Genomic DNA, 20207 nt, shown 5'->3' with positions numbered 1-20207 from the left:
CAAAAGCTGCTTTGTTTAAAACTCATACTCAAGTGCCACTCTTAACGTATGATCTTTGCCTGCATTTGAAATTTCGGAGATAAAGGCCGCTTCCCATTTTAATTGTTTTTGTCCATCAAATCGTTGAATCCCCATAAATGCTGGTCCAATTCCAACAAAGTTTTCACCGGTGTAAATTTCAATCGCCGGTTGAATTTGAGGGATCCAGCGGTAGCGATATTTCATTCTAAACTCAACTTCGACTTCGTCTTGTATATTGTCGCCCCACTCATAAATACCAAACAAATTCATCGTAAGACTAGTACGGCCAAACTCTTTTTCAAATAAAACGCCAGTCGTTACTTCCCAGTCATTGCTAGAATGCATTTTCTCAACTTCAAATAACATCCCCCAGTCAGCCCACAACTCTCCTTGTTCGGTAAGCATCCAGCGCACTTCTATTTCGTATGCTTGTAAATCAAAATCTTCTTCAACCGTTTTTTCCCCTACCAAATAGCCTTCAACGACAACAGAATCACTCACAGATTGTCCATAAGCAATTCTTTGTCCTAACAAGCTATTATCTTCTGTTTGTCGTGACATTAACCGCCATTCAAACTCTTTTTCATTGGGTAAGACATAAGGATGATAAACTTTATCAACAACGATACCATCTGCCCAAACCACTTTTGAGCCAATTAGTAAGATCAATAATAGCAATCGATAGTTCATCATTAATTCCCCACTCTATTATTTATAGATTCATCCGTTTTACTGTGTGCATAGCAATAAAAGTAACTAGTAAGCATGAATAAACTCAGGCTATATAACGAGATAAACTCAAATGAAGGCTGTGCTTCATAACCTACAAGTGCATTTAATAAGTGACCATACTCCGAACTGTCTTCAATAAAGCTTGAACTGTCCCATAATGCCCCACTCATATTAACAATATCGACTTGTTGCAATAAGTTGATAACTTCGCAGAGTTGTCCAGTTAGAAAGAGAGTCCAAAAAGTATACGTAACTCCACGGTAGTTTTTTTTATTCAACCACAATAATAAAAATAACAATAACGCACTAAAACTTAAGGAAATACCAAACCCAATGGTTAATCCCGCAACGACAATATTGATTGATTCACTATTGCTCAAGTAACTTTCTAAAAAAACAATAAAAGTGCTGGTATTTAACACAACAAACACCACAAAGGCCGCCGCTACAATATAAAGTTGCGGAGAAGTTGGCGGCTGATTTTTGATCGCAAACGAAGCGGTAGTGCCTAAAGCCAGATATACCAATAAAATTTCAAAGGTTGTAAGTATTTCTATGCCTGCCCCGCCCCATAATTCGCTTATAAATGGCAACCATTTAAACGTGGCAAAGATACCGATCCCACTGGCTAAAAAAATTAAGCCAATAGTGCGTTTACTAAGCTGCATATTAGCCAGATTCGCTTTAAGTAAACAAAATAAGATAAAAATTGGCAGTAAATCTTTTAGAAAGAGAATAACGGTATTAATTAGCATTATTAACCTCCACTAAAATGACTCCTCTGGCAATATTGGGATGATATTCACCAAAGTACTCATACCTTCCCGGTGAAAGAGGACCGACAAAAATAGTTGTTTTTCGACCGGGAAAAAGGACTTTTTCTCGGTTTAAGTCAAAACTATCAAATTCTTCCGAAACATTATCTTTGTTGTAAATAATCAACTTTACTTTGCTATTTGCAGGAATAGTTAACTCTGAAGGAGAGAAAATATGGTTTTCAATGGTTAAGTAAAACTCTTTAGTTTTTGCTAATAACGTAAACGGCAAAAGTACCATACAAAAACCAATAATTAAGCTAGTGCTCTTCAACATGACCAGCCCCGCGGTTAATATTTTGAGGAAATATTAAAGAAACACTAAGTCCTCCTAGTGGAGATTGAGTTAATGCTATTTCACCATGATGCAGGTCAACGATATGCTTTACTATCGATAATCCTAAGCCACTCCCCGTTTCAGCATGTTGTTTTATTCGATAAAAGCGTTGAAAAACTTTGTCGAGTTTATCTGGCGAAATTCCAATCCCAGAATCTTCAACAATGACTTCAATCCTTTGTGCCGTTGTGTTAATTGAAATCATTATTTGGCTATTATCGCCGCTGTACTTATTCGCGTTTTTAATTAAATTATCAAAAAGTATTTCCAGTGAAAATGCGTCACCATAAAATGGCGTAGCTTTAGCATTTAAGGCAATAGACTGTCCTACTTTATCAACTTTCTCGTAATTATCCGAAATCACTTTTTGTAATAATTCTCTTAGATCTACCAGAGCGGTATTCTGTGAAAAATTTTCAGGTGTTGTTCTATTTAACGTAATAATTTGTTCAATAACATGTGCCATACGCAGCGTATTATCATTTAATTCGTCAATATGTTGTTGGCTAATATTATTGGCTTGATAGGCAACAGATAAATTATGTGCTGTAATTTTCAAGACACTAATTGGCGTTCGTAATTCATGAGCGGCATCAGCAGATAATCTTTTCTCTCGTTCAAAAGCATTATCTAAACGCTCTAGTAATAAATTCAGAGTTTGCTCTATCGGCTTTAATTCGGCAGAGTTTTCATTTACTTTTACTGGGGTCAAATCATTAACGTTTTTTTGTTTAAGCTGTTTCGATAATAAACTCAGTGGTTTTAAACTTCGGTTTATCGCAACAAACACCACTAACCCTATTATAGGGATCACATAAACAATAGGCAGTATCGCTTCTAATAAAACATGTTCTACCGACTCAACTCTTTGTTCTATTGCTTGTGCAACAATGACCTTAATATTGCTATTCACTAAAACAAAAACACGCCATCTTTTATTTAAAAAATTATCGTCTACAAAGCCTTGGTTATTCGTTGTCATCGCTTTATCGGGCGCATTATTACTTTTTAATAATAATGAATTATTGTCAAACACCTGATAAGCAAATGTGGAAGGTAGCGTTGTTTGTTGACCGCCTAATTTTATAGGGCTATTCATCAAAGCCAGCGCAAAAGACTTCATTTCTTCATCAAAAATTTGCGTAAGACGCTCTCTACTGGCTTTATACCCTTGCAAGGCAGCCGCAAAAGATGCCAATGTAACCACTGACAAAATAACAATTAACAAATAACGTTGAACGCTCACTTAAGCTTTACTCACCACGTAACCGACTCCCCTGACAGTTTTAATAAATGCCTTAGGTAATTTTTTTCTAATATTACTAATGTGAACCTCAATGGTATTTGAAGCAACCTCTTCGCCCCATTCGTAAAGTTTACTTTCTAACTGTTCTTTTGATTGAATTCTTCCAATATTTTCCAATAAAGACTTCATGATCATGTATTCTTTACGTGAAAAACTCACTTCGGTTCCATCATGAACAATCGTATGAGCTTGAGTATCAAGAGCAATACCATGATGTTCGATAATCGAAGAAGTGTGCGTTCCTATTCTTCTCTCTATAACCCGCAACCTTGCGAGGAGCTCAGCAATACTAAAAGGTTTTGCTAAGTAATCATCTGCTCCTAAATCAAGCCCTTTTACTTTGCTTTCAATACCATCTCTCGCGGTTAAAATGAGAACTGGCAGTGCCTTGTTGATATTCTTCGCTTGTTTTAAAACCGCTAAACCATCGATATCAGGTAAACCTAAATCAAGTATCACCGCATCAAAATCACCACTTTTAATTGCTAATAAACCATCATTTCCATTATTTACCGCGTCAACACTATAGCTTTCGTGCCTTAATGACTCAGACAAGCCTTTAGCAAGCTGTGTATCATCTTCAATTAACAGTAATCTCATTTGGTAGCTTTCCCAATATTAAGGTGGTAAATATTAACGTATCGACCAATGTGTAATGCCTTGCTCTGCAAGAAACGTTTCCGCATTTTCGCCTTGTAATAATGATAATGTTGCTAAAAAGCCAGCTTGAATACATTTAGGAGCTGCCACCGTGATAGCGTTTGGCGGTTTTTCCACCGGCCAACCAGTCGTAACATTTAAAATATGGCTATATCTGTGCCCTGCTTTTAATAAATACCTATTAGCATCACCACTGGTGGCTATTGCACCATTATATAAAGTAACTATGGATGATTGATTTGCATTAAAAGCAGGATGTTCAATACCAACTTGCCATGCTTCATTATTTTTTCTCTGTCCGCTAACCGCTAAATCACCACCATAATTAACTAAAAAAGGAATATCGGCAGTACGGCTTAACAATAACACCGTGCGATCAACCGCATATTCTTTACCTAGGCCACCAAAATCAATTTCCATGCCTTTTTTTAACTGGATATAATGATGAGAAAAAGTAACCTTATCCCAACCAATATAAGGTAATAAAGCTTCAACACTTTCTGCACTGGGTAGGTTATCACTGCCATCAAAATGCCAAACTTTACGTAAAATACCTGACGTAATATCAAAAGCACCGTCACTAATGTCATAACATTGTTGAGCAAAACTGAGCAGATTAAAGGTTTCTTCATCTATTTCAATCTGCGTTCCTGCGTTGTTATTAATTTGACTACACAAGCTGTTTTGATCATACCGTGAATATTTATCTTCAATACGCCACGCTTCATTGGCGGCAATATTACCCATTTTAATAGCCAACGCTTTATCATCAGTATCAATTAACACTTCACAAGTACTTGCCATTGAAAAAAAAGAAAGCGTAAACCCCTCCGCACGGGATTTACACTTCACAATTCTGTTCGGTTTAGCTATTTTCCTCATGAAACTCGCTTAAAATGAATAAGTTACCTGTGCAATTATAGCATCTACTTGCTCATATAACTCAACTTCATTTAATACACCAACGGCCTCTATTCCATTATTTTTAGGGGTTTGATGATAATATTCCAACCGAAAAGCTAGTTCATTTCCATCACCAACAGGTAAACCATATTTAATACCAACCGTGTAAGTGTCTAAATCGCCGATACGGTAATCAGAACTGATATATTGCGGCATGATCTGATCATCACTGAAAAAAGGTTGATAAAAATCAGCGGCACTTTGCGTATATACCCTTAGATGAGGCTCAATGTAATGACCATTATCAAATGGAATTCGATACATGACATCAACGGTATGAGAATCAATCTCCCAATCGTCGGTCATAAACCGATAACTTGCGTCTAATATTCCTGTATCAAAATGATATTTTGTTTGGCCAAAAAATGAATGTTTAGTTCGTTCATCCGGACGGTTTTCATATATATAATCTTCCGCGACACCACTGGCATTAATGGCACTCACCACCTTAAATGGGTCGGTTAAATAACCACTAGCCGTTGAATATGAATAATTCAACTGAACAATCATATTTCGGTTGATCACTTGCGTAACACCAAATAATAAATCAAGTGTTGTTTTAGAATCATCACTCCCCATTCGTGTGTGATTAAACGCTTCATCAAACCCTGACTCATTTGAGTCACCAATAACCATTGAAGAAAATGGCGTTGGTAAGCCACCTTCAGGTTCAATCACATCATAAGCATATGACATACCTGCCGACAAGGTAGTATTTTTTTGATTAAAGTCTCTCGCTAAATTTCCGTTGATGGAAGCAGACATATAATCATATTCTTTCGAAAAATTACCACCGACACTTACCACATAATCAGATAATAATGGTTGGCTCCACTGGCCAGTAAGCTGAACACGCGTGTCATGAAAAGTATCATCTAACGGAGTTTCTCCGGCGTTTACAACATATTGTCCATTACCTGAAGGTCGTGTGAAAGTTTGTGCAGTGGGTTGTGCCGTTGCACCATTAGGAGATGCCCCAGTTAACGCATCAACAGTCAGTTTAAGATTAAGCACTTCATCATTAGCAAATGTTTTTTTACCGGCAATAATCGCTTCGGTTGCAGAAACTCGGTCAATTTCAGCATAATGCATAATTGCGGTATCAAACTCCCAGCTTTCTTCTGTTGAAGCCTGCGAAGCAGTACCTAATAACGCGCAAGTTGCAGTGCTTAACAGTACTTTTAAGTTAGGCTTTGTTTTATTTTTTAATTGCATCCGCAACCTCCACCACCAAAACTACGGCCACCACTTGTTGCCTCTTTACTAAAATAGATATGATCATTAAGTGCAGCATCAATTGGAGCACTGGTTAAAGCCATTTCTTTTTTCGCCAATAAGTCTCTTTGCCATGGCTGTACACCAAGGCTAGAGCAACCACTTAAAAGAGTGACGCTAACAATCAGTAATATTTTATATTTATGCATATTAATCCCCTTGCACTAAGCTAATTATTTCTTGCTCATATTGTGATTTCTTGTTTTCCGTGAAGCCGACATGCGCACTTATTACCCGACCTTTTGAGTTAATGATAAAACTGCTTGGCATTCCCTTTAATTTCATTTGTGTTGCGATATTCCCTTTAGGGTCATACAACACAGAAAACGTGGCGGGATTTTGTGCTAAAAACTTTTCAGCAAGTGACTTTTCAGCATCCAGATTAACACTGATCACCTTAAAGCCTTTTTTGCCGTATTTTTGCTGCATTGCATTCATCCAAGGAAATGATCTTCGACAAGGTACACACCAAGATGCCCAAAAATCTAAATAAATAACATAACCTGCATTTTTATTAACAATATCTTGCAAATTCACTGGCTTGGTTTCATTTGCATTCACCCAAGGCATGGAGAGAACTGTAATAGTGATAAAGCTGATTATTCTTTTCATCGCTCACCTACGGAAAAACTGATTTTAAATACGATAAGTGACTTTCCTTAAGAAACTCTTAAGAAACGTTGTTAAATTTTAAATGCAAAATACTGATAGTTTTACTGCCACTAAAAGCAACTAAATACAATTGCTAATAACAAGGCAATTAAATAAGGTTGCATCTAAATTAGCAATCAAATATAGTTGCATGAGAGATAACCATGAGTAAATAACGATGATTGCAGTATTAACAGGAGACCTTGTACATTCTACAAAAATGACAAATAAAACCTATGCAAATGTCATTCAGAGTCTTAAAAATTTATTAAACGAAGCCAATGAAAAATATGATGCGATTGGTGAAATATATCGAGGAGATGAATTTCAAATTCAGTATCCTAACCCCGTTTATGCGTTAAAAAGTACCCTTTTACTTAAACTGGCGTTACATTTATCAAGTTTTTCACCTAAGCCTATTCAATGTACGTTATCGTTAGCATTTGGTGATCATAATATTTACGGAGAAACACCAAACACTTCCTCAGGGGAGGTTTTTATACAGTCAGGTAGAGGCTTAGCAAAAACACAACGTGGTGAATTATCAATACAATTTGCTCAACAAACTCACACATACGAATTAAACCTATTAACCCAATTTTTAAATCATTTGCTAAGTAGACTGACTAAAACACAAGCCGAATTATTATTTCAATACATAGAAAGCAGTTTCGCTGAACATAAAAAATTAGCCGAAATTACCGGTACAACACGTCAAAACATCAGTAACAGGCTAGCTAACATTGGCGCTTTTCTTGTACGAGATTATATGGAAGTTATTAACGAAAAAGTCATGCAACTGCAAAGGCAGCGCTAATGGAATTATTACTGTTATTACTTACTGTTCACTTTATTGGTGATTTTTACTTGCAACCAATCGCGTGGATTGAGCGTAAAAGCGAAAATCATTTAAAATCGATTAGGTTGTTAAGTCATATTCTTATACACACAATACTTAATACGGTAGTATTTCTCCTCACAGACTATCCGTTATTGCCAGCAATAATCGCCATTAGTTTCATCTCACTTTCACATTTAATAATGGATCTATTCAAGCCACATAAAAAGCAAAACCTCAGCTACTTTTTAATTGAGCAAAGCATTCACCTAATTATTATCATTTTAATATGGCTCTATTTCTCAGGGTTCACGGTTGAACAAGTGGCAACTTTTACCGCCAACTTATTTAGTACCCAAAATATGATCATCGCAATATCTTATTTACTTGCATGTAAACCTGCTTCGGTCATCATCTCTCTTGCGTTAAAAAAACATACCGATAGTTTAATCAAACACAGTGAAAATCAAGAGCTTGGTTTAGTTTCTGCAGGAGCATGGATCGGTTACTTTGAACGCTGTTTAGCCATTTCATTTATCTTTATGGGCCAATTTGCCGGTATTGGATTTTTAGTCGCAACCAAAACCATCTTCAGATTTGGCGACTTAACGAAAAACAAAGACATGAAATTAACCGAGTACATGATGCTTGGTACCTTACTCAGTTACGCCATCGCCTTGTTCATTGGTTGGAATGCGCAACAACTATATTTCGCTTTATAGCTTACTTGATACGGAACTTACAAACTCTATGATAACAATAAAAAAAACCATCAGTGCCCTTTTCATCTTAGCGCTAACCTTTGCGCTTGGTTGGTATGTATCCTCTCTTTCTGTCACACCAAAACCAAAAGACGAAAAACAACATACCGCCGCAGACAATGTGCAAAACCCAATTACCTTAGAAATGACAGCGTTAAATCGCAGCCGTAACCTTCGAATATATTTACCACCAAACTACAACACGACGAATAAACGTTATCCGGTACTTTACATGCACGATGCGCAAAACTTATTTGATGAATTTACCAGTTACAGCGGCGAATGGGGTGTTGACGAAGCACTTAATACGCTAGCGCTCAGTCATCAGTTAGAGTTAATTGTTGTTGGCATTGATAACGGCGAAGATAAACGCATTACCGAATTAAATCCCTGGGACCACAGCAAGTATGGAAAATCAGAAACAGATGGCTATTTAGACTTTATCGTCAATCAAGTAAAACCTTATATAGACGAACATTTTCATACTCTTAAAGATCGCGATAACACCGGCATTATGGGCAGTTCACTTGGCGGTATTACCAGCCATTACGCGGCATTAAAACACCCACTAACTTTTGGTAAAGTTGGCGTTTTCTCGCCTTCTTATTGGATTGCCTCTGACATAACTACTTTTCTTCAACAACATACTATTGAACTACCTCAACGATATTTTTTTCTAATGGGCGAAGCAGAAGGCGGTGAAATGTTGTCAGACTTTAACAAAGTTAAAGCACAATTGAAGACACAAAATACTGACAACCCCAATGCTGATTTAATATTCATCACCGTAGCTCATGGCAAACATCACGAATCAATGTGGCGTACACAATTTTCCGCCGCAGTCCTTTGGTTATTTCAACCATCGGTAAAAACAACTAATGAGATAAAATAGCCACAAAGTATAAAAACCAATAGGCAAATCGATATCAAAAAGGCGAGCCTAATGGCTCGCCTTTTCAAGTCTTTATGAGTCACAGACTTAATTAGAGTACGACAACAACTATCATGCTTAAATAAGGAGGCCAAAATCGTTATATCACTACATTCCTAACTAGTAATGGGACACTAACGAGTCAAATTGAAAGCAGCTCGCCTCATTTTAATTTATGTAGCTATTTTATTGTTTTCTCATGGGTTGTGATTTGTGTTTCCCCAAATGAAAATTCCATAACCCATTTATCTTTTTTAACTTTTGGTTTTTCTTTGTATTGATCAATGTTTACTGAATACTGATGTAGGTTTGCCTTAAATAACTCTGAAGGATCTAATTCTCTGTGTTGGATTGCTTTAAATAAATTACTGTTAGTAGTTATTTTTGCTAATTTGTTAGTTGAATCATTGTAGATCAATTTCGGTTCTACATTTCGAACTCTTTGAAGAGCTAATTTATAACTAAGGTTTAAATTTGAATCATATCCATTATATTTCTTCTTGGATAACTTTCCTTTCGTTTTAACTTTATTTCCTGAAAGAGTTACTCTTTTTGTGCAACGATATTTATTACTATCATCTGCTTTACAAAAAGAAGGATAATGTGTAGCCGTTCTTGTAGTATTTCCTCTCCTTGATTTCACTTTATGCTTTGGTTTGAGATTACCTTTATCGAAGTATCCTCTTACTGAAGACTGGTTAGGATAATATAAGGACCCATAACCTTGGTACTTGCCATTTTTTAGCTCCCCTTCGTAAATTGTTCCGTCAGTATATAAAATGTTTCCAAACATAAATTCCGAGTTTTCAAAATAACCAATGTATTTGGTTTTACTGGATTTAACAGTATAAGCCCCCATACCATGTAATTTATACTTACCTTTTTGAGGGTCACCTAAAACAGCCCCTTCATACAAGAAAGTTTCATTATCGATCGTTACATCGCCAACTCCGAACTCAGGTGAATACTGACCGTCAATCGTCCTTTGCCGGTTTGATTCAGATATATTCCGATACCATATTTTTAAATCCGTAAAAGGGGTTTGATTTTTTTTCCAACTTTTCTTTATTGTCTTTTGGTCATTAAACGAAATTTTGCCTTTTTTTGGCATTCCATTCTCGTAGATTTCACCTTTAAATTGAAATCCTTCAGCTAGATCCGTACCACTGAAATTTATAGTTCTAATGTTTGTGGTTTTAGAGTCGATAATATGGGTTTCTGTACCCCAAGGTTGTTCTTTCAATTGCACATTATTACCGTTTTCCAACTGAAAGTTATAATCGTCAGTCCTAGATTTAGCCAATTCAATTAAGTAATCTAAATACTTTAATGGTTGATTAATTGTATAGAACCAAGGTTTTGAATACCTTAGCGGCATTTTAATACCGATAGACTTTCCAACGTTCATCACTAAGCTTAAACAGTCTCTTGAACCAAGCGAATAATCACCATCATTATAAAAACCACTTATAGTCTTCTTTGCATTTTTTAATTGATTTTCATCAACTCGAAAAAACAACTGATTTAATGAAGAGTCTAAGGAACCATTGAACCAATCGTTTCTTAATTCATCTTCTGTAGGTACAACAATCGAAGATATTACTTCAGCATCTAATTTTGGGTAGTAACCAATAACTTCTTGAATAGTCATTCTATTGTTTATTGGGCGGCCTATGACAACGAATGCATGACCTGACAAACTACTGACTTCGTCACCATTTATATCCTTATAATTCTGTCTTGAAACTAAACCTACATAGAATTCTTTTGACGTAATATTTTCTCTAATATCTACAAATTGCTTTTCTACTGCATTTGATTTCAAGGGAATAAGAGCCAATAAGAACAGAAATAAAGGTATTGTTTTCATTAAATTATCCAAGTTAATTTAAAATATAGTTTTACAACCCAAAACGAGCCCTAAAGTATTTAATTTATACTAGACGGTTGAAGTAAAATAACCAGTAAAAATCGATTTAAACATAAACTCGGCAAAATCACTTTATGTAACTTACGATAAAATTTCACAACGTCTGTTGTCCATATAGACCAAAGGAACATTATCTTTTTATTGCAATAAAAGTGGTGTTATGGACTGGACTTCCCGGAGTTTGAAAATGCGACTGAAAGTGTATGTCATTTTATTGATAAATTATGTGGCAAACTAAAAGAGCTAAAAAATGAAATATCTAAATAGACTTGAGATTAAAAAAGCGAACCATCTCTGGTTCGCTTTTTTCTTATTTATGCGTTCACAATCTTAATTGCATTCACATTTTTAATTGCAGCGTTCACAATCTTAATTGTTGATCGCCAACAACAAATGTCGTGCTCGAATAAAGTTTGTGAGTCGGGGTCCCGATTTATAAGGCTTACGTGCGACTAAAAATTGAATAGAGTTTGTGAGTAAGTTGATAAATCTAGTGAATGTAGCCCACTTAAATTTAATAAAGTTTGTGAGTAATTATTTTTGACATTTCTGCCTCGCACTCACTTAGTTGTAGCGGTTCATATTTGATCTAACATGTGTTTAGACACCATCTGATGAGTAATTTGAGACAACAGATGGACGGTGATGTTGAGGTTTTTTAGCGTCTGGTCAGTGCCATTAGCAGACCTAGCGACAATTAACGATTAAGGCAGCTTTGATACGAAACCGGACGTTAGCCATGGCTTATCGGGCGACAAGTGCTCCTACAAAGCGGTCGTTGCTCTTAACTTTATATTTAAATCTAATATTTCTTTTCGTTCATCTACTCAATAATCCCACACTAAACGTGACTTTAGCGTAGGATTAGGATTCACAGTTATTTTATCTGGATAGCTCTTCTATTTTTTTCTTTGAGAACCATCGGTATAAGACGGGTAGTACAAATAACGTCAAAAGCGTTGCTGTCACTAATCCCCCAACAATTACACTCGCCAGTGGTCGCTGTATTTCAGCACCAACTCCATTTGACATAAGCATAGGGATTAGGCCCAATGCTGATGTAATCGCTGTCATAAGTACAGGTCTTAATCTTGAGGTTGCGCCTTCAAATACAGCTTGAGAAACTTCCAAGCCATCTCTAATTCGTTGATTAATACTTTCAACCATAACCACACCGTTCAATACAGCAACGCCAAATAGTGTGATGAAGCCAACGGAGCTTGGCACGGATAAATATTGTCCAGACAAATATAAGGAGAAAACACCGCCAATTACGGCAAGCGGAACGTTGACTAATATCAGCATTGCTTGACCAACAGAGCCAAAAGCAAAGTAGAGTAGCAGTGCGATTAGTGCTAACGATAAAGGAACTACAATAGCTAATCTGTTCTGAGCACGTTGCTGGCTTTCGAACTGACCGCCAATTGAAACAGAATAGCCTGAAGGTAAATCAACCTTATCAGCAATTACCGTTTTGATATCGGCAACCACGCTACCCATATCGCGGTTTTGAACATTTGCTTGGATAACAACCCGTCTTTGTACATCGTCGCGTCTAACTTGCGGAGGCCCCGATTCAAACGACACCGTTGCAACATCACCTAAGCGTACCCAAGCACCTTTTGGTGACTGAATGCGAATATCTGAAATCGCTTCCTTATTTCGTCGGTACTCTTCTTCAATACGCACGTAAATATCATAACGCTCGTTGCCATTGATGATTTGCCCAGCTTCAACGCCTCCGATGCCATCTCGTACAACTTCCATAATATTACTGACGGAAAGCCCAAATCTTGAAAGCTCTTGCCTGTTAGGCTTTATAACGAGTTGCGCTTCTCCAGCGATTTGTTCAAGGGCAACATCTTTTGCTCCATTGACTTCTCTTATGGCAGCTTCAATTTCCTGACCTTTAGCCGCCAAAACATCGAGTTCTGGCCCAAATAACTTAATCGCCAATTGAGCTTTAACGCCAGATAGTAGCTCGTCAACACGAGTCGCAATTGGCTGAGAAAAGTTAAGTAGTAGCCCCGGAAACTCTTCTAATGATCTTTCCATCTTACCTTGAAGTTCATAGCGGTTAGATGCACTTGTCCATCCAGAGATAGGTTTTAAACCAATGTAAATTTCAATATTGTTGACAGGCTCTGGGTCGCCTCCAATTTCTGCCCGACCTATACGGCTAAGTGCATAGGTTACTTCCGGGAACGCCATTAATTTTTCTTCTAGAATTGGCGCGACAGTTAACGCAGTATCTAAACTTGAAGAAGGTGCCAGCGTTACTCTTAAGTTTATCGTGCCTTCTTCTAACTCTGGCACGAACTCAGTACCAATATAAGGCACGGTCACCAAAGCAGATACAACTAATAGTATGGATGTAGAAACAATCAATTTAGTGTGTTTTAGAGAAAATTTCAGCCCTTTTTTGTAAAGCATGTTTAACGGCTGGAGAACGAAACTTTCTCTCTCTTTTACACCAGTTCTAAATAGATAAGTTGCCAGTGCAGGTACGATACACAACGCAACCACAATCGCAGATACAACGGCTAAGATGATGCTTATTGCCATAGGTTGGAATAACTTTGCTTCAACCCCTTCAAAGCTGAACAATGGCGCAAATACGACTAAAATAATCGAGGCTGCAAAAAAGACAGGACGAGCCACTTCTTTACCTGCATTTTGGAGACGTAATTTAATGCCGTGCTCATCGTGCTCTACATCGTGCGGATCTGTGTCAGAAGTTGGAACACCTTCCTTTACAGTTTTCGAATGTGTCGCGTCAGGTCTATTTAAATGTTTAAACATATTTTCAACCATAACGACTGAACCATCAACTAGCATACCAATGGCTACGGCAATGCCACCCAATGACATAAGGTTTGCAGAAATGCCCCACCAAGCCATGATCATTAACGCGATACCAATTGAAATTGGAATGGAAATTAAGACGAGAAAGGTGGCACGTAGATTCATTAAGAAAAGCGCCAGTACAATACAAATGAAAATAAACGCCAGTGATAGCGCATCAACCACTGTACTTACCGCTTTTTCAATCAAGTCTGCCTGATCATAAAAAGGCTCAAAGCGAACACCTTTCGGTAATGCTTGATTAATTAATGGAATTCTTGCATTGATGCCATCAATGGTGGCTTTAGTATTTGAACCCATGCGTTTAAGTACAATGCCAGAGACAACTTCACCTAAGTCCTCGATGTTGCCGTCTGAGGTTTTGCGCGTCATGGTGACAGCGCCTTGACGAATTTCACTGCCCATTTGAACTTTAGCAATATCAGAAACCGTCACAACCGTACCATCAACCGTTTTAACTGGAACTTGTTTGATATTACTGATGCCAGCTTCACCGCTTTCAAACCAACCTGTGCCACGGATCACGAGTTGCTCTTGCCCACGATTCATATACCATCCGCCAACGTTGGTATTATTGCTATCTAATGCGCTAACGATATCTTCTTGCGTTAGTTCATATGCTAAGAGCTTTGAAGGATCGACGTTGACTTGATATTGCCTAACATTACCACCAAAAGATAATACATCCGTGACTCCATCGACGGGCATAACGAGCAATTTTACTATCCAATCATTGAGGCTCCTGAGTGCCATAGCATCATAACCAGCGTCTTTATCTGAAATAAGTAAGTATTGAAACACCTGACCTAAACCCGATGTGTTTGGTCCCATTTCTGGCGTGCCGACACCTTCCGGTATTAATTCTTTTGCTGCTTGAAGCCGTTCAAATACGAGTTGTCTTGCAAAGTAGATGTCGGTGCTTTCTTTGAACACTACGGTTACGCCAGAAAGACCTGTTTTAGAAATTGAACGTACTTGCTCAACATCTGGTAAGGCGTACATAACCGCTTCAATGGGGTAAGTAATAAGTTGTTCAACTTCTTCGGCAGCTAGTCCCGGTGCTTCAGTATTAACAGCAACTTGAAGGTTAGTAACGTCTGGAAAAGCATCCAAATTTAATTTTGGGATCACCATAATTGAGCCGACAATTGTGGCAAACAGTGCAATTAATATCAGGAGTCTGTTGTTAACAGACCAATCTATTATTTTATTAAACATAGTCTGCCCCTTAGTGGTTATGCGGATCAAATCCGCCTTTCGCGATTTCAGAAGCAATAAAAAATGCACCTTTGGTTACAATTCGCGTTCCACTGTCAAGTCCAATGATTTCTCTAAGATTTCCCAAGGCACGGCCAAGTTCAACTTCTACGGCTTTAAACTCTCCGGGATGGTCTTCAACAAATACTGTCCAATCACCATCTGCACTGCGGACCAGTGAATCTTCTGGTACAGCCATCACTTTCTGTTTTGTGGCGAACTGGAAATAGACTTTGACGAACATACCTGAATGGAGTTTATCTTCGGTGTTTTCTACAGCCAACCTAATGATGCGGGTTCGGGTTTGTGGGTCGATTGTATGTGCTTCTTGGATAACTTTGGCCTTGTAACTTTGACCTTCCAATTTGATTGTTGCAGGTGTGTTAATTGAAAGACTAAGTTTTTTGTTCGGTGAAACTTTTGCCTCAACCCATAATTGCTTTTCATCGGCAAGCAACATGACAGTATCTCCGGCATCAACACGTTGTCCTTGGATAAAGTCGTCTTGAAGCACGACACCTTCACGCTGGGCAGTTAATGTATATTGTCCAAATGCTTTAATGTCTTTGTTAGAAATATCATTTATTGCTTTTTCAGTTAACCCTAAAGCGATGAGCTTCCCATAACTCGCATTGTATGTTGTTTCAGCTTGTAGTAATCGGCTTTCACTCACCGTCTTATTACCTAGCTTTTTTACACGTTGCCATTCCGTGGAGGCAATTAAATAGTCTGCTTGTGCTTGTGCCATCGCCTCACTAAATAGCGTAACTAACTTTTGATCTATTTCTACGTGTTCTCCAAGCGCTGTATGGCGACTAATAATGACGGATTCAGTACGAGGTGAAACCACATAGCTCTTATAACCATTGGCTTTTATTTCACCGGGGGCATATACCGTGCTAAATTGATATTCTGGGATGACGCTTTCCACTTTGATGTTAGCAAGCGACATTTGTTTCGGGCTAAAGGTTATGCCTTCTTCGTGTTCATCTTCCTTTTCACTATCCAACGCTTTTGTAGCATGTGAACTTCCTTTTTCAGAATGTTTATGAGACTCATGAGTCGCTTCAGTAGATGTAGTATTCGTATTTGTCGATACTTGCTTTGCTTTTGGCTCACCGCTCATTAAAGCTGATGCAATGAGAAACAGGCATACACCTGTATTCTTAATATATGTATACATATGAAATCTTAATTCTTTAATTAATAAAAATTAACCTTTATATCCTTTCTTACAGGATAAAAAGACCATTAAAAATCAACTAAATTAAGAAATGGGTGGGCGAAGTATTGCCTCTAGGAAGGCTTTGGTTTGATCGAATTGATAGGGAGTGTTATTGATATTGAATAACTTTGTAGAGTTATTTAGATTATTGATCAAAATCCATGATAAATGGCTACCGCTACAATGACCGCAATGGTGACAATCTTTAATATCATGATGTTCGTCACCTGCACTTTCCGTCAGAAGACTAAAGTCATCGTTATGATCATGTTGAGTTTGAAGGTGTTCTATCTCTATTTGATGATTTTCAGACGTTGCAGATACAACAGCAGTCAACGATTGCAAAACAATCGAAACGACTAATAGTATTTTTAACGCAACAGTGAATTTCAAAAATAAATACCTGTAAAAATATGAAAAATTAGTATACCAGAGCACTACTTTTTGAGCTAGTCATGAGCATTTTCTTCATGCTCATCACGGCAAGTTTCTTGAGGAAACTCAAACTCAATGGTTGTATGAGACAAATTATAGGAAGTAAGTTTCATAGCCACTTGTTGTTTTAGCCTAATTAATTTATCAACCTCAAAGTTATGGGCTAACTCTAGGTGAGCAGTTAATACGTGACTTTCCCCGTCTAATGACCAAAAGTGCATATGATGGATACCGATAACTTCAGGTAATTCATTTAGTAATTGCTTTATATTTTCTTGAGTCTCTTCATCTGGTGCGGCTTGAAGAAATAAGACGAGTGTTGATTTCAGGTTTTTGAAAACATTAAACAAGATAAACAGCGTGAACCCTATTGATAATAGAGGATCTAATATCGGCATTTCAACAAACAACAGTACAATAGAAACTATAATAACGGCCACCCAGCCAAGTACATCTTCAAGAAGGTGCCATGTCAGGACTTTCTCATTTAATGTTTCACCCGTTTTTAATTTGAATACCGCATATCCGTTAACGGCAACACCAAGTATGGCAAGACCTAACATCCCCTCGACTACTGGCATTTCAGGATTGGACAGCCTTGGAATTGCTTCAAATAAAATCCAAATTGAGCCAATGATTAAAACAATACTGTTTATCAATGCGCCAAAGAGCGTAAGTCTACGATAACCATAACTAAACTTATCTGATGCTTCTCTGTTTGAAAAACGACTTAAAATCCACGCAAAACCTATTGAAAGACTATCACCAAGATCATGAACTGCATCTGCCATTATTGCGGTACTGTTAGTAAGCCATCCACCAATAAACTCAATAATAGTAAATGTCACATTCAGAAAAAATGCCCAACCAATACGGTCGTCTTTTCCATGCGAATGACTGTGGCTATGGTTGTGCATTTTGCACCTCCGGCACTCTCTTATTTCTTAAGTTGGCTACATTAAAATTGATCAGATGACGGATCACGCGTTGATATAACCAACGTTTTACTCCTGATAAATTTGTGCCTTTTTCACGATAAAATTCATCAGGAGAATCATAAACACCAAAGTCATCGTGGATACCTTCTTTTTGAATATAGGTATCTTGGCCGCGCCAATTTGTGTCTGGTGAAGAGAAACACTTTGTAGCAACGCCATAGCCACAAAATTCATTTTTTATTTGGCTAAATTTGTGCTGTAGTGAACTTAAATACTGCTCATCTAATATAAAGCCTTCTAAGTTTATCCAGCGATCCTCGAAATAAACTTCAACCCAACTATGAATGATATATTTAGGTGCTAACCAAAATACATAAGTTGGAATCGCGCCTTTTTGTAATTGCTGCTCAATAGTAAAGCCGTGAAAACGACACTGAATGCCTAACCCTCGCAACAAGGCCATGAGTAAGTTGCCTTTGGTATTACATTGTCCGTAACCATCGGCTAAAACACTGCTTGCTGAAATATCATCGCTTTCGTTGTAACCAAATAATATTTCATCTTTAACGAATTGGTAGGCTGCACCAATTTTGTTGAAGTCATCAAGTTCTAGCCATTTTCGCTCTGCGATTAAGGCTTGAATAGCAGAATGTTCAAAATCAACTATCTTGGTTTTTTCTAAACATTTAGTATTCATAGGTGTCTCCTTACTTTGAACAACAAGAGGTTGTTTGTTTATCTTCACTTGGTTTTTCACATGTTTTTTGAGCAGATGCCAATTCTTGCTTGGCATCGTTTAATATTCGATAAGCGCCTCGAAGAATTAACACTGAAATGATGCTGCCTATAACGATATCAGGCCAGCGTTGTTCAAGTACCATAACGAGTATGCCTGCGATAACGACACCAAGGTTTGCTATCACATCATTCGCTGAAAATATCCAGCTTGCTCTCATATGCACCTCATCGTTGTTGTGCTTTCGAATAAGGATGAGACAAATCACATTTGCAACTAAAGCCACCATGCCTACGCCAATCATAAACCAAGAGTGAGGCTCACTTTCACCATGCAGCCTTCTAGCAATATCCATTAGAATTAGCACGCCTAGCCCCAGTTGGAAATAGCCACTCACTAAAGCAGCATTAGCCTTATGTTGGATTGACTTTCCCACCGCGTATAGTGCAATTGCATAGACGATTGCATCCGCTAGCATGTCTAACGAATCTGCAATTAAAGCCGTTGATTCTGATAACCAACCAAAGCCAATTTCAAAAACAAACATCGAGGCATTGATAGCCAGAAGCCAATAAAGCACCGTTTTTTGCTGGTTATCTTTTAGCTCAACTTCACATCCACAACCGCTCATTTTCATCTCCGATTAACTTGTATGCTCTAACTATAAAATCTATAGTTACTATAGAGTCAAGTTTATTTGGAAATTTTATGAAAATAGGTGAGTTATCGAAAACATCGGGGTGTTCAGTACAAACCATCCGATATTATGAAAAGGAGGGCTTGCTGTCAGATCCTGATCGCTCTGAAGGGAATTTCAGGTTGTATTCTAATAAGGCACTAAAAGAGCTGGAATTCGTCAAACATTGTCGAAGTTTAGATATTCCGCTTAATGATATTAAGCGACTCATTGAATTAAAAAACAAGCCAGAGGAGAGTTGCTCTAGTGTAAATGCCTTGATTGATCAACAACTCGAATTAGTTAATCAACGAATGAAAGAGTTAAAGGCACTTAAAGCTGAATTACAGCAAATGGCAAGCACCTGCGGATCAGGCGGTACAATTGAAGCTTGCGGCATCATCAAATCATTGGATAGTTAAACTAAATATAACTTTAGATTATTAGTATTCACAAAGGCAATAATGAAAACCATTGGCAAATTAGCAAAATCATTAAATTTAAATGTAGAAACCATTCGTTTTTATGAACGAGAAGGGCTGATTACACAACCTGAAAAACCAATATCTGGTTATAGACAATACGACGAATCAATAGCAGGACAACTTAGGTTCATTACAAAAGCCAAAGCGCTCGGTTTTACGTTAAGAGAAATAAAATCGCTAATGTCTATGGACAGCAACTGCGCTCAAGTTGAGCTATTAAGCCGACAAAAGTTAGTAATCATTCGAGACAAAATTAATGACCTTCAACGTTTAGAGAAAGTAATTGTGGGTATGACAAATACCTGTATGCAAAACGAAGATCCAACACATTGCCCCATAATTGATTCATTAAAATGATTGACTCCGTACT

21 protein-coding genes are annotated in these 20207 nt (G+C 37.5%); 5 read left to right on the top strand and 16 right to left on the bottom strand.

The genetic code is table 11. The features are described from left to right. Window positions 1–15 precede the first annotated feature (15 nt). The 9 genes from ABXH06_RS16265 to ABXH06_RS16225 are packed head-to-tail and all read right to left on the bottom strand — an operon-like array spanning window position 16 to window position 6721. Entirely contained in the window at window positions 16–714 is a 699-nt protein-coding gene (locus ABXH06_RS16265) for a hypothetical protein (RefSeq protein ID WP_311576343.1), read from the bottom strand. After that, window positions 714–1508 (bottom strand): hypothetical protein, encoded by a 795-nt coding sequence (locus ABXH06_RS16260; protein WP_353518879.1) that lies wholly within the window; start codon window positions 1506–1508, stop codon window positions 714–716. The genes ABXH06_RS16265 and ABXH06_RS16260 overlap by 1 nt, the downstream gene beginning before the upstream one ends. After that, window positions 1498–1845, bottom strand: a complete 348-nt coding sequence (locus tag ABXH06_RS16255) for a cupredoxin domain-containing protein (RefSeq protein WP_353518878.1) — start codon at window positions 1843–1845, stop codon at window positions 1498–1500. The genes ABXH06_RS16260 and ABXH06_RS16255 overlap by 11 nt, the downstream gene beginning before the upstream one ends. Continuing rightward, window positions 1829–3151 (bottom strand): ATP-binding protein, encoded by a 1323-nt coding sequence (locus tag ABXH06_RS16250; RefSeq protein ID WP_353518877.1) that lies wholly within the window; start codon window positions 3149–3151, stop codon window positions 1829–1831. The genes ABXH06_RS16255 and ABXH06_RS16250 overlap by 17 nt, the downstream gene beginning before the upstream one ends. Further along, window positions 3152–3811 carry a response regulator gene (locus ABXH06_RS16245; protein WP_353518876.1) on the bottom strand — a complete coding sequence of 220 codons (660 nt, stop codon included), beginning with the start codon at window positions 3809–3811 and terminating at the stop codon, window positions 3152–3154. Window positions 3812–3844: 33 nt separating this feature from the next. Further along, complete coding sequence (locus ABXH06_RS16240) at window positions 3845–4723, bottom strand: FAD:protein FMN transferase (protein ID WP_353518875.1); 879 nt, start codon at window positions 4721–4723, stop codon at window positions 3845–3847. A gap of 39 nt (window positions 4724–4762) precedes the next feature. Next, window positions 4763–6049 carry a DUF3570 domain-containing protein gene (locus ABXH06_RS16235; protein WP_353518874.1) on the bottom strand — a complete coding sequence of 429 codons (1287 nt, stop codon included), beginning with the start codon at window positions 6047–6049 and terminating at the stop codon, window positions 4763–4765. After that, window positions 6040–6258, bottom strand: a complete 219-nt coding sequence (locus ABXH06_RS16230; RefSeq protein ID WP_311576358.1) for a DUF4266 domain-containing protein — start codon at window positions 6256–6258, stop codon at window positions 6040–6042. Before ABXH06_RS16230 ends, ABXH06_RS16235 begins: the two co-directional genes overlap by 10 nt. Window position 6259: 1 nt before the next feature. Continuing rightward, on the bottom strand, window positions 6260–6721 hold the full coding sequence (locus ABXH06_RS16225; protein WP_353518873.1) for a TlpA disulfide reductase family protein: 462 nt from the start codon (window positions 6719–6721) through the stop codon (window positions 6260–6262). A gap of 217 nt (window positions 6722–6938) precedes the next feature. Between ABXH06_RS16225 and ABXH06_RS16220 the strand changes: the two genes are divergently transcribed. From ABXH06_RS16220 to ABXH06_RS16210, 3 genes are read left to right on the top strand one after another with little or no spacing between them, the layout of a single operon-like run. After that, window positions 6939–7577, top strand: a complete 639-nt coding sequence (locus tag ABXH06_RS16220) for a hypothetical protein (RefSeq protein ID WP_353518872.1) — start codon at window positions 6939–6941, stop codon at window positions 7575–7577. Beyond that, entirely contained in the window at window positions 7577–8320 is a 744-nt protein-coding gene (locus ABXH06_RS16215) for a DUF3307 domain-containing protein (RefSeq protein ID WP_353518871.1), read from the top strand. The genes ABXH06_RS16220 and ABXH06_RS16215 overlap by 1 nt, the downstream gene beginning before the upstream one ends. Window positions 8321–8348: 28 nt before the next feature. Beyond that, entirely contained in the window at window positions 8349–9251 is a 903-nt protein-coding gene (locus tag ABXH06_RS16210) for an alpha/beta hydrolase (protein ID WP_353518870.1), read from the top strand. Between the two features lie 220 nt (window positions 9252–9471). Here ABXH06_RS16210 and ABXH06_RS16205 read toward each other — a convergent pair whose 3' ends face one another. From ABXH06_RS16205 to ABXH06_RS16175, 7 genes are all read right to left on the bottom strand, one after another. Further along, window positions 9472–11160 (bottom strand): MORN repeat-containing protein, encoded by a 1689-nt coding sequence (locus tag ABXH06_RS16205; protein WP_353518869.1) that lies wholly within the window; start codon window positions 11158–11160, stop codon window positions 9472–9474. Window positions 11161–12102: 942 nt separating this feature from the next. Beyond that, the gene (locus tag ABXH06_RS16200; protein ID WP_353518868.1) at window positions 12103–15303 is read right to left on the bottom strand and encodes an efflux RND transporter permease subunit; all 3201 of its coding nucleotides are present in this window, start codon (window positions 15301–15303) and stop codon (window positions 12103–12105) included. Between the two features lie 10 nt (window positions 15304–15313). After that, on the bottom strand, window positions 15314–16468 hold the full coding sequence (locus tag ABXH06_RS16195; RefSeq protein WP_353518867.1) for an efflux RND transporter periplasmic adaptor subunit: 1155 nt from the start codon (window positions 16466–16468) through the stop codon (window positions 15314–15316). A 141-nt stretch (window positions 16469–16609) separates the two neighbouring features. Next, on the bottom strand, window positions 16610–16960 hold the full coding sequence (locus ABXH06_RS16190; RefSeq protein ID WP_353518866.1) for a hypothetical protein: 351 nt from the start codon (window positions 16958–16960) through the stop codon (window positions 16610–16612). 56 nt (window positions 16961–17016) lie between these two features. After that, on the bottom strand, window positions 17017–17919 hold the full coding sequence (locus ABXH06_RS16185) for a cation diffusion facilitator family transporter (protein ID WP_353518865.1): 903 nt from the start codon (window positions 17917–17919) through the stop codon (window positions 17017–17019). Next, a complete protein-coding gene (locus ABXH06_RS16180) occupies window positions 17906–18637 on the bottom strand; it encodes a transglutaminase-like domain-containing protein (protein WP_353518864.1) in 732 nt (243 codons plus the stop codon). Before ABXH06_RS16180 ends, ABXH06_RS16185 begins: the two co-directional genes overlap by 14 nt. A gap of 10 nt (window positions 18638–18647) precedes the next feature. Next, complete coding sequence (locus ABXH06_RS16175; protein ID WP_353518863.1) at window positions 18648–19307, bottom strand: cation diffusion facilitator family transporter; 660 nt, start codon at window positions 19305–19307, stop codon at window positions 18648–18650. A gap of 77 nt (window positions 19308–19384) precedes the next feature. Between ABXH06_RS16175 and cadR the strand changes: the two genes are divergently transcribed. Both cadR and ABXH06_RS16165 read left to right on the top strand, forming a co-directional pair. Then, on the top strand, window positions 19385–19774 hold the full coding sequence (gene cadR, locus ABXH06_RS16170; protein ID WP_353518862.1) for a Cd(II)/Pb(II)-responsive transcriptional regulator: 390 nt from the start codon (window positions 19385–19387) through the stop codon (window positions 19772–19774). Window positions 19775–19816: 42 nt separating this feature from the next. After that, window positions 19817–20194 carry a MerR family transcriptional regulator gene (locus tag ABXH06_RS16165; protein ID WP_353518861.1) on the top strand — a complete coding sequence of 126 codons (378 nt, stop codon included), beginning with the start codon at window positions 19817–19819 and terminating at the stop codon, window positions 20192–20194. Window positions 20195–20207: the final 13 nt, after the last annotated feature.

The sequence above is a fragment of the Thalassotalea sp. SU-HH00458 genome (genome assembly GCF_040362795.1).
Classification (GTDB): Bacteria; Pseudomonadota; Gammaproteobacteria; order Enterobacterales; family Alteromonadaceae; genus Thalassotalea_H; species Thalassotalea_H castellviae.
Note: the sequence above shows the minus strand (reverse complement) of the source record. Positions and strands in the feature narration are given on the sequence as shown.

Excerpts from the sequence above, each read along its gene's own strand:
- ABXH06_RS16265 (WP_311576343.1), bottom strand. The coding sequence starts at position 714 with ATGATGAACTATCGATTGCTATTATTGATCTTACTAATTGGCTCAAAA.
- ABXH06_RS16260 (WP_353518879.1), bottom strand. The coding sequence starts at position 1,508 with ATGCTAATTAATACCGTTATTCTCTTTCTAAAAGATTTACTGCCAATT.
- cadR (WP_353518862.1), top strand. The coding sequence starts at position 19,385 with ATGAAAATAGGTGAGTTATCGAAAACATCGGGGTGTTCAGTACAAACC.
- ABXH06_RS16225 (WP_353518873.1), bottom strand. The coding sequence starts at position 6,721 with ATGAAAAGAATAATCAGCTTTATCACTATTACAGTTCTCTCCATGCCT.
- ABXH06_RS16255 (WP_353518878.1), bottom strand. The coding sequence starts at position 1,845 with ATGTTGAAGAGCACTAGCTTAATTATTGGTTTTTGTATGGTACTTTTG.
- ABXH06_RS16195 (WP_353518867.1), bottom strand. The coding sequence starts at position 16,468 with ATGAGCGGTGAGCCAAAAGCAAAGCAAGTATCGACAAATACGAATACT.
- ABXH06_RS16175 (WP_353518863.1), bottom strand. The coding sequence starts at position 19,307 with ATGAGCGGTTGTGGATGTGAAGTTGAGCTAAAAGATAACCAGCAAAAA.
- ABXH06_RS16220 (WP_353518872.1), top strand. The coding sequence starts at position 6,939 with ATGATTGCAGTATTAACAGGAGACCTTGTACATTCTACAAAAATGACA.
- ABXH06_RS16205 (WP_353518869.1), bottom strand. The coding sequence starts at position 11,160 with ATGAAAACAATACCTTTATTTCTGTTCTTATTGGCTCTTATTCCCTTG.
- ABXH06_RS16165 (WP_353518861.1), top strand. The coding sequence starts at position 19,817 with ATGAAAACCATTGGCAAATTAGCAAAATCATTAAATTTAAATGTAGAA.
- ABXH06_RS16235 (WP_353518874.1), bottom strand. The coding sequence starts at position 6,049 with ATGCAATTAAAAAATAAAACAAAGCCTAACTTAAAAGTACTGTTAAGC.
- ABXH06_RS16210 (WP_353518870.1), top strand. The coding sequence starts at position 8,349 with ATGATAACAATAAAAAAAACCATCAGTGCCCTTTTCATCTTAGCGCTA.
- ABXH06_RS16185 (WP_353518865.1), bottom strand. The coding sequence starts at position 17,919 with ATGCACAACCATAGCCACAGTCATTCGCATGGAAAAGACGACCGTATT.
- ABXH06_RS16180 (WP_353518864.1), bottom strand. The coding sequence starts at position 18,637 with ATGAATACTAAATGTTTAGAAAAAACCAAGATAGTTGATTTTGAACAT.
- ABXH06_RS16215 (WP_353518871.1), top strand. The coding sequence starts at position 7,577 with ATGGAATTATTACTGTTATTACTTACTGTTCACTTTATTGGTGATTTT.
- ABXH06_RS16245 (WP_353518876.1), bottom strand. The coding sequence starts at position 3,811 with ATGAGATTACTGTTAATTGAAGATGATACACAGCTTGCTAAAGGCTTG.
- ABXH06_RS16200 (WP_353518868.1), bottom strand. The coding sequence starts at position 15,303 with ATGTTTAATAAAATAATAGATTGGTCTGTTAACAACAGACTCCTGATA.
- ABXH06_RS16230 (WP_311576358.1), bottom strand. The coding sequence starts at position 6,258 with ATGCATAAATATAAAATATTACTGATTGTTAGCGTCACTCTTTTAAGT.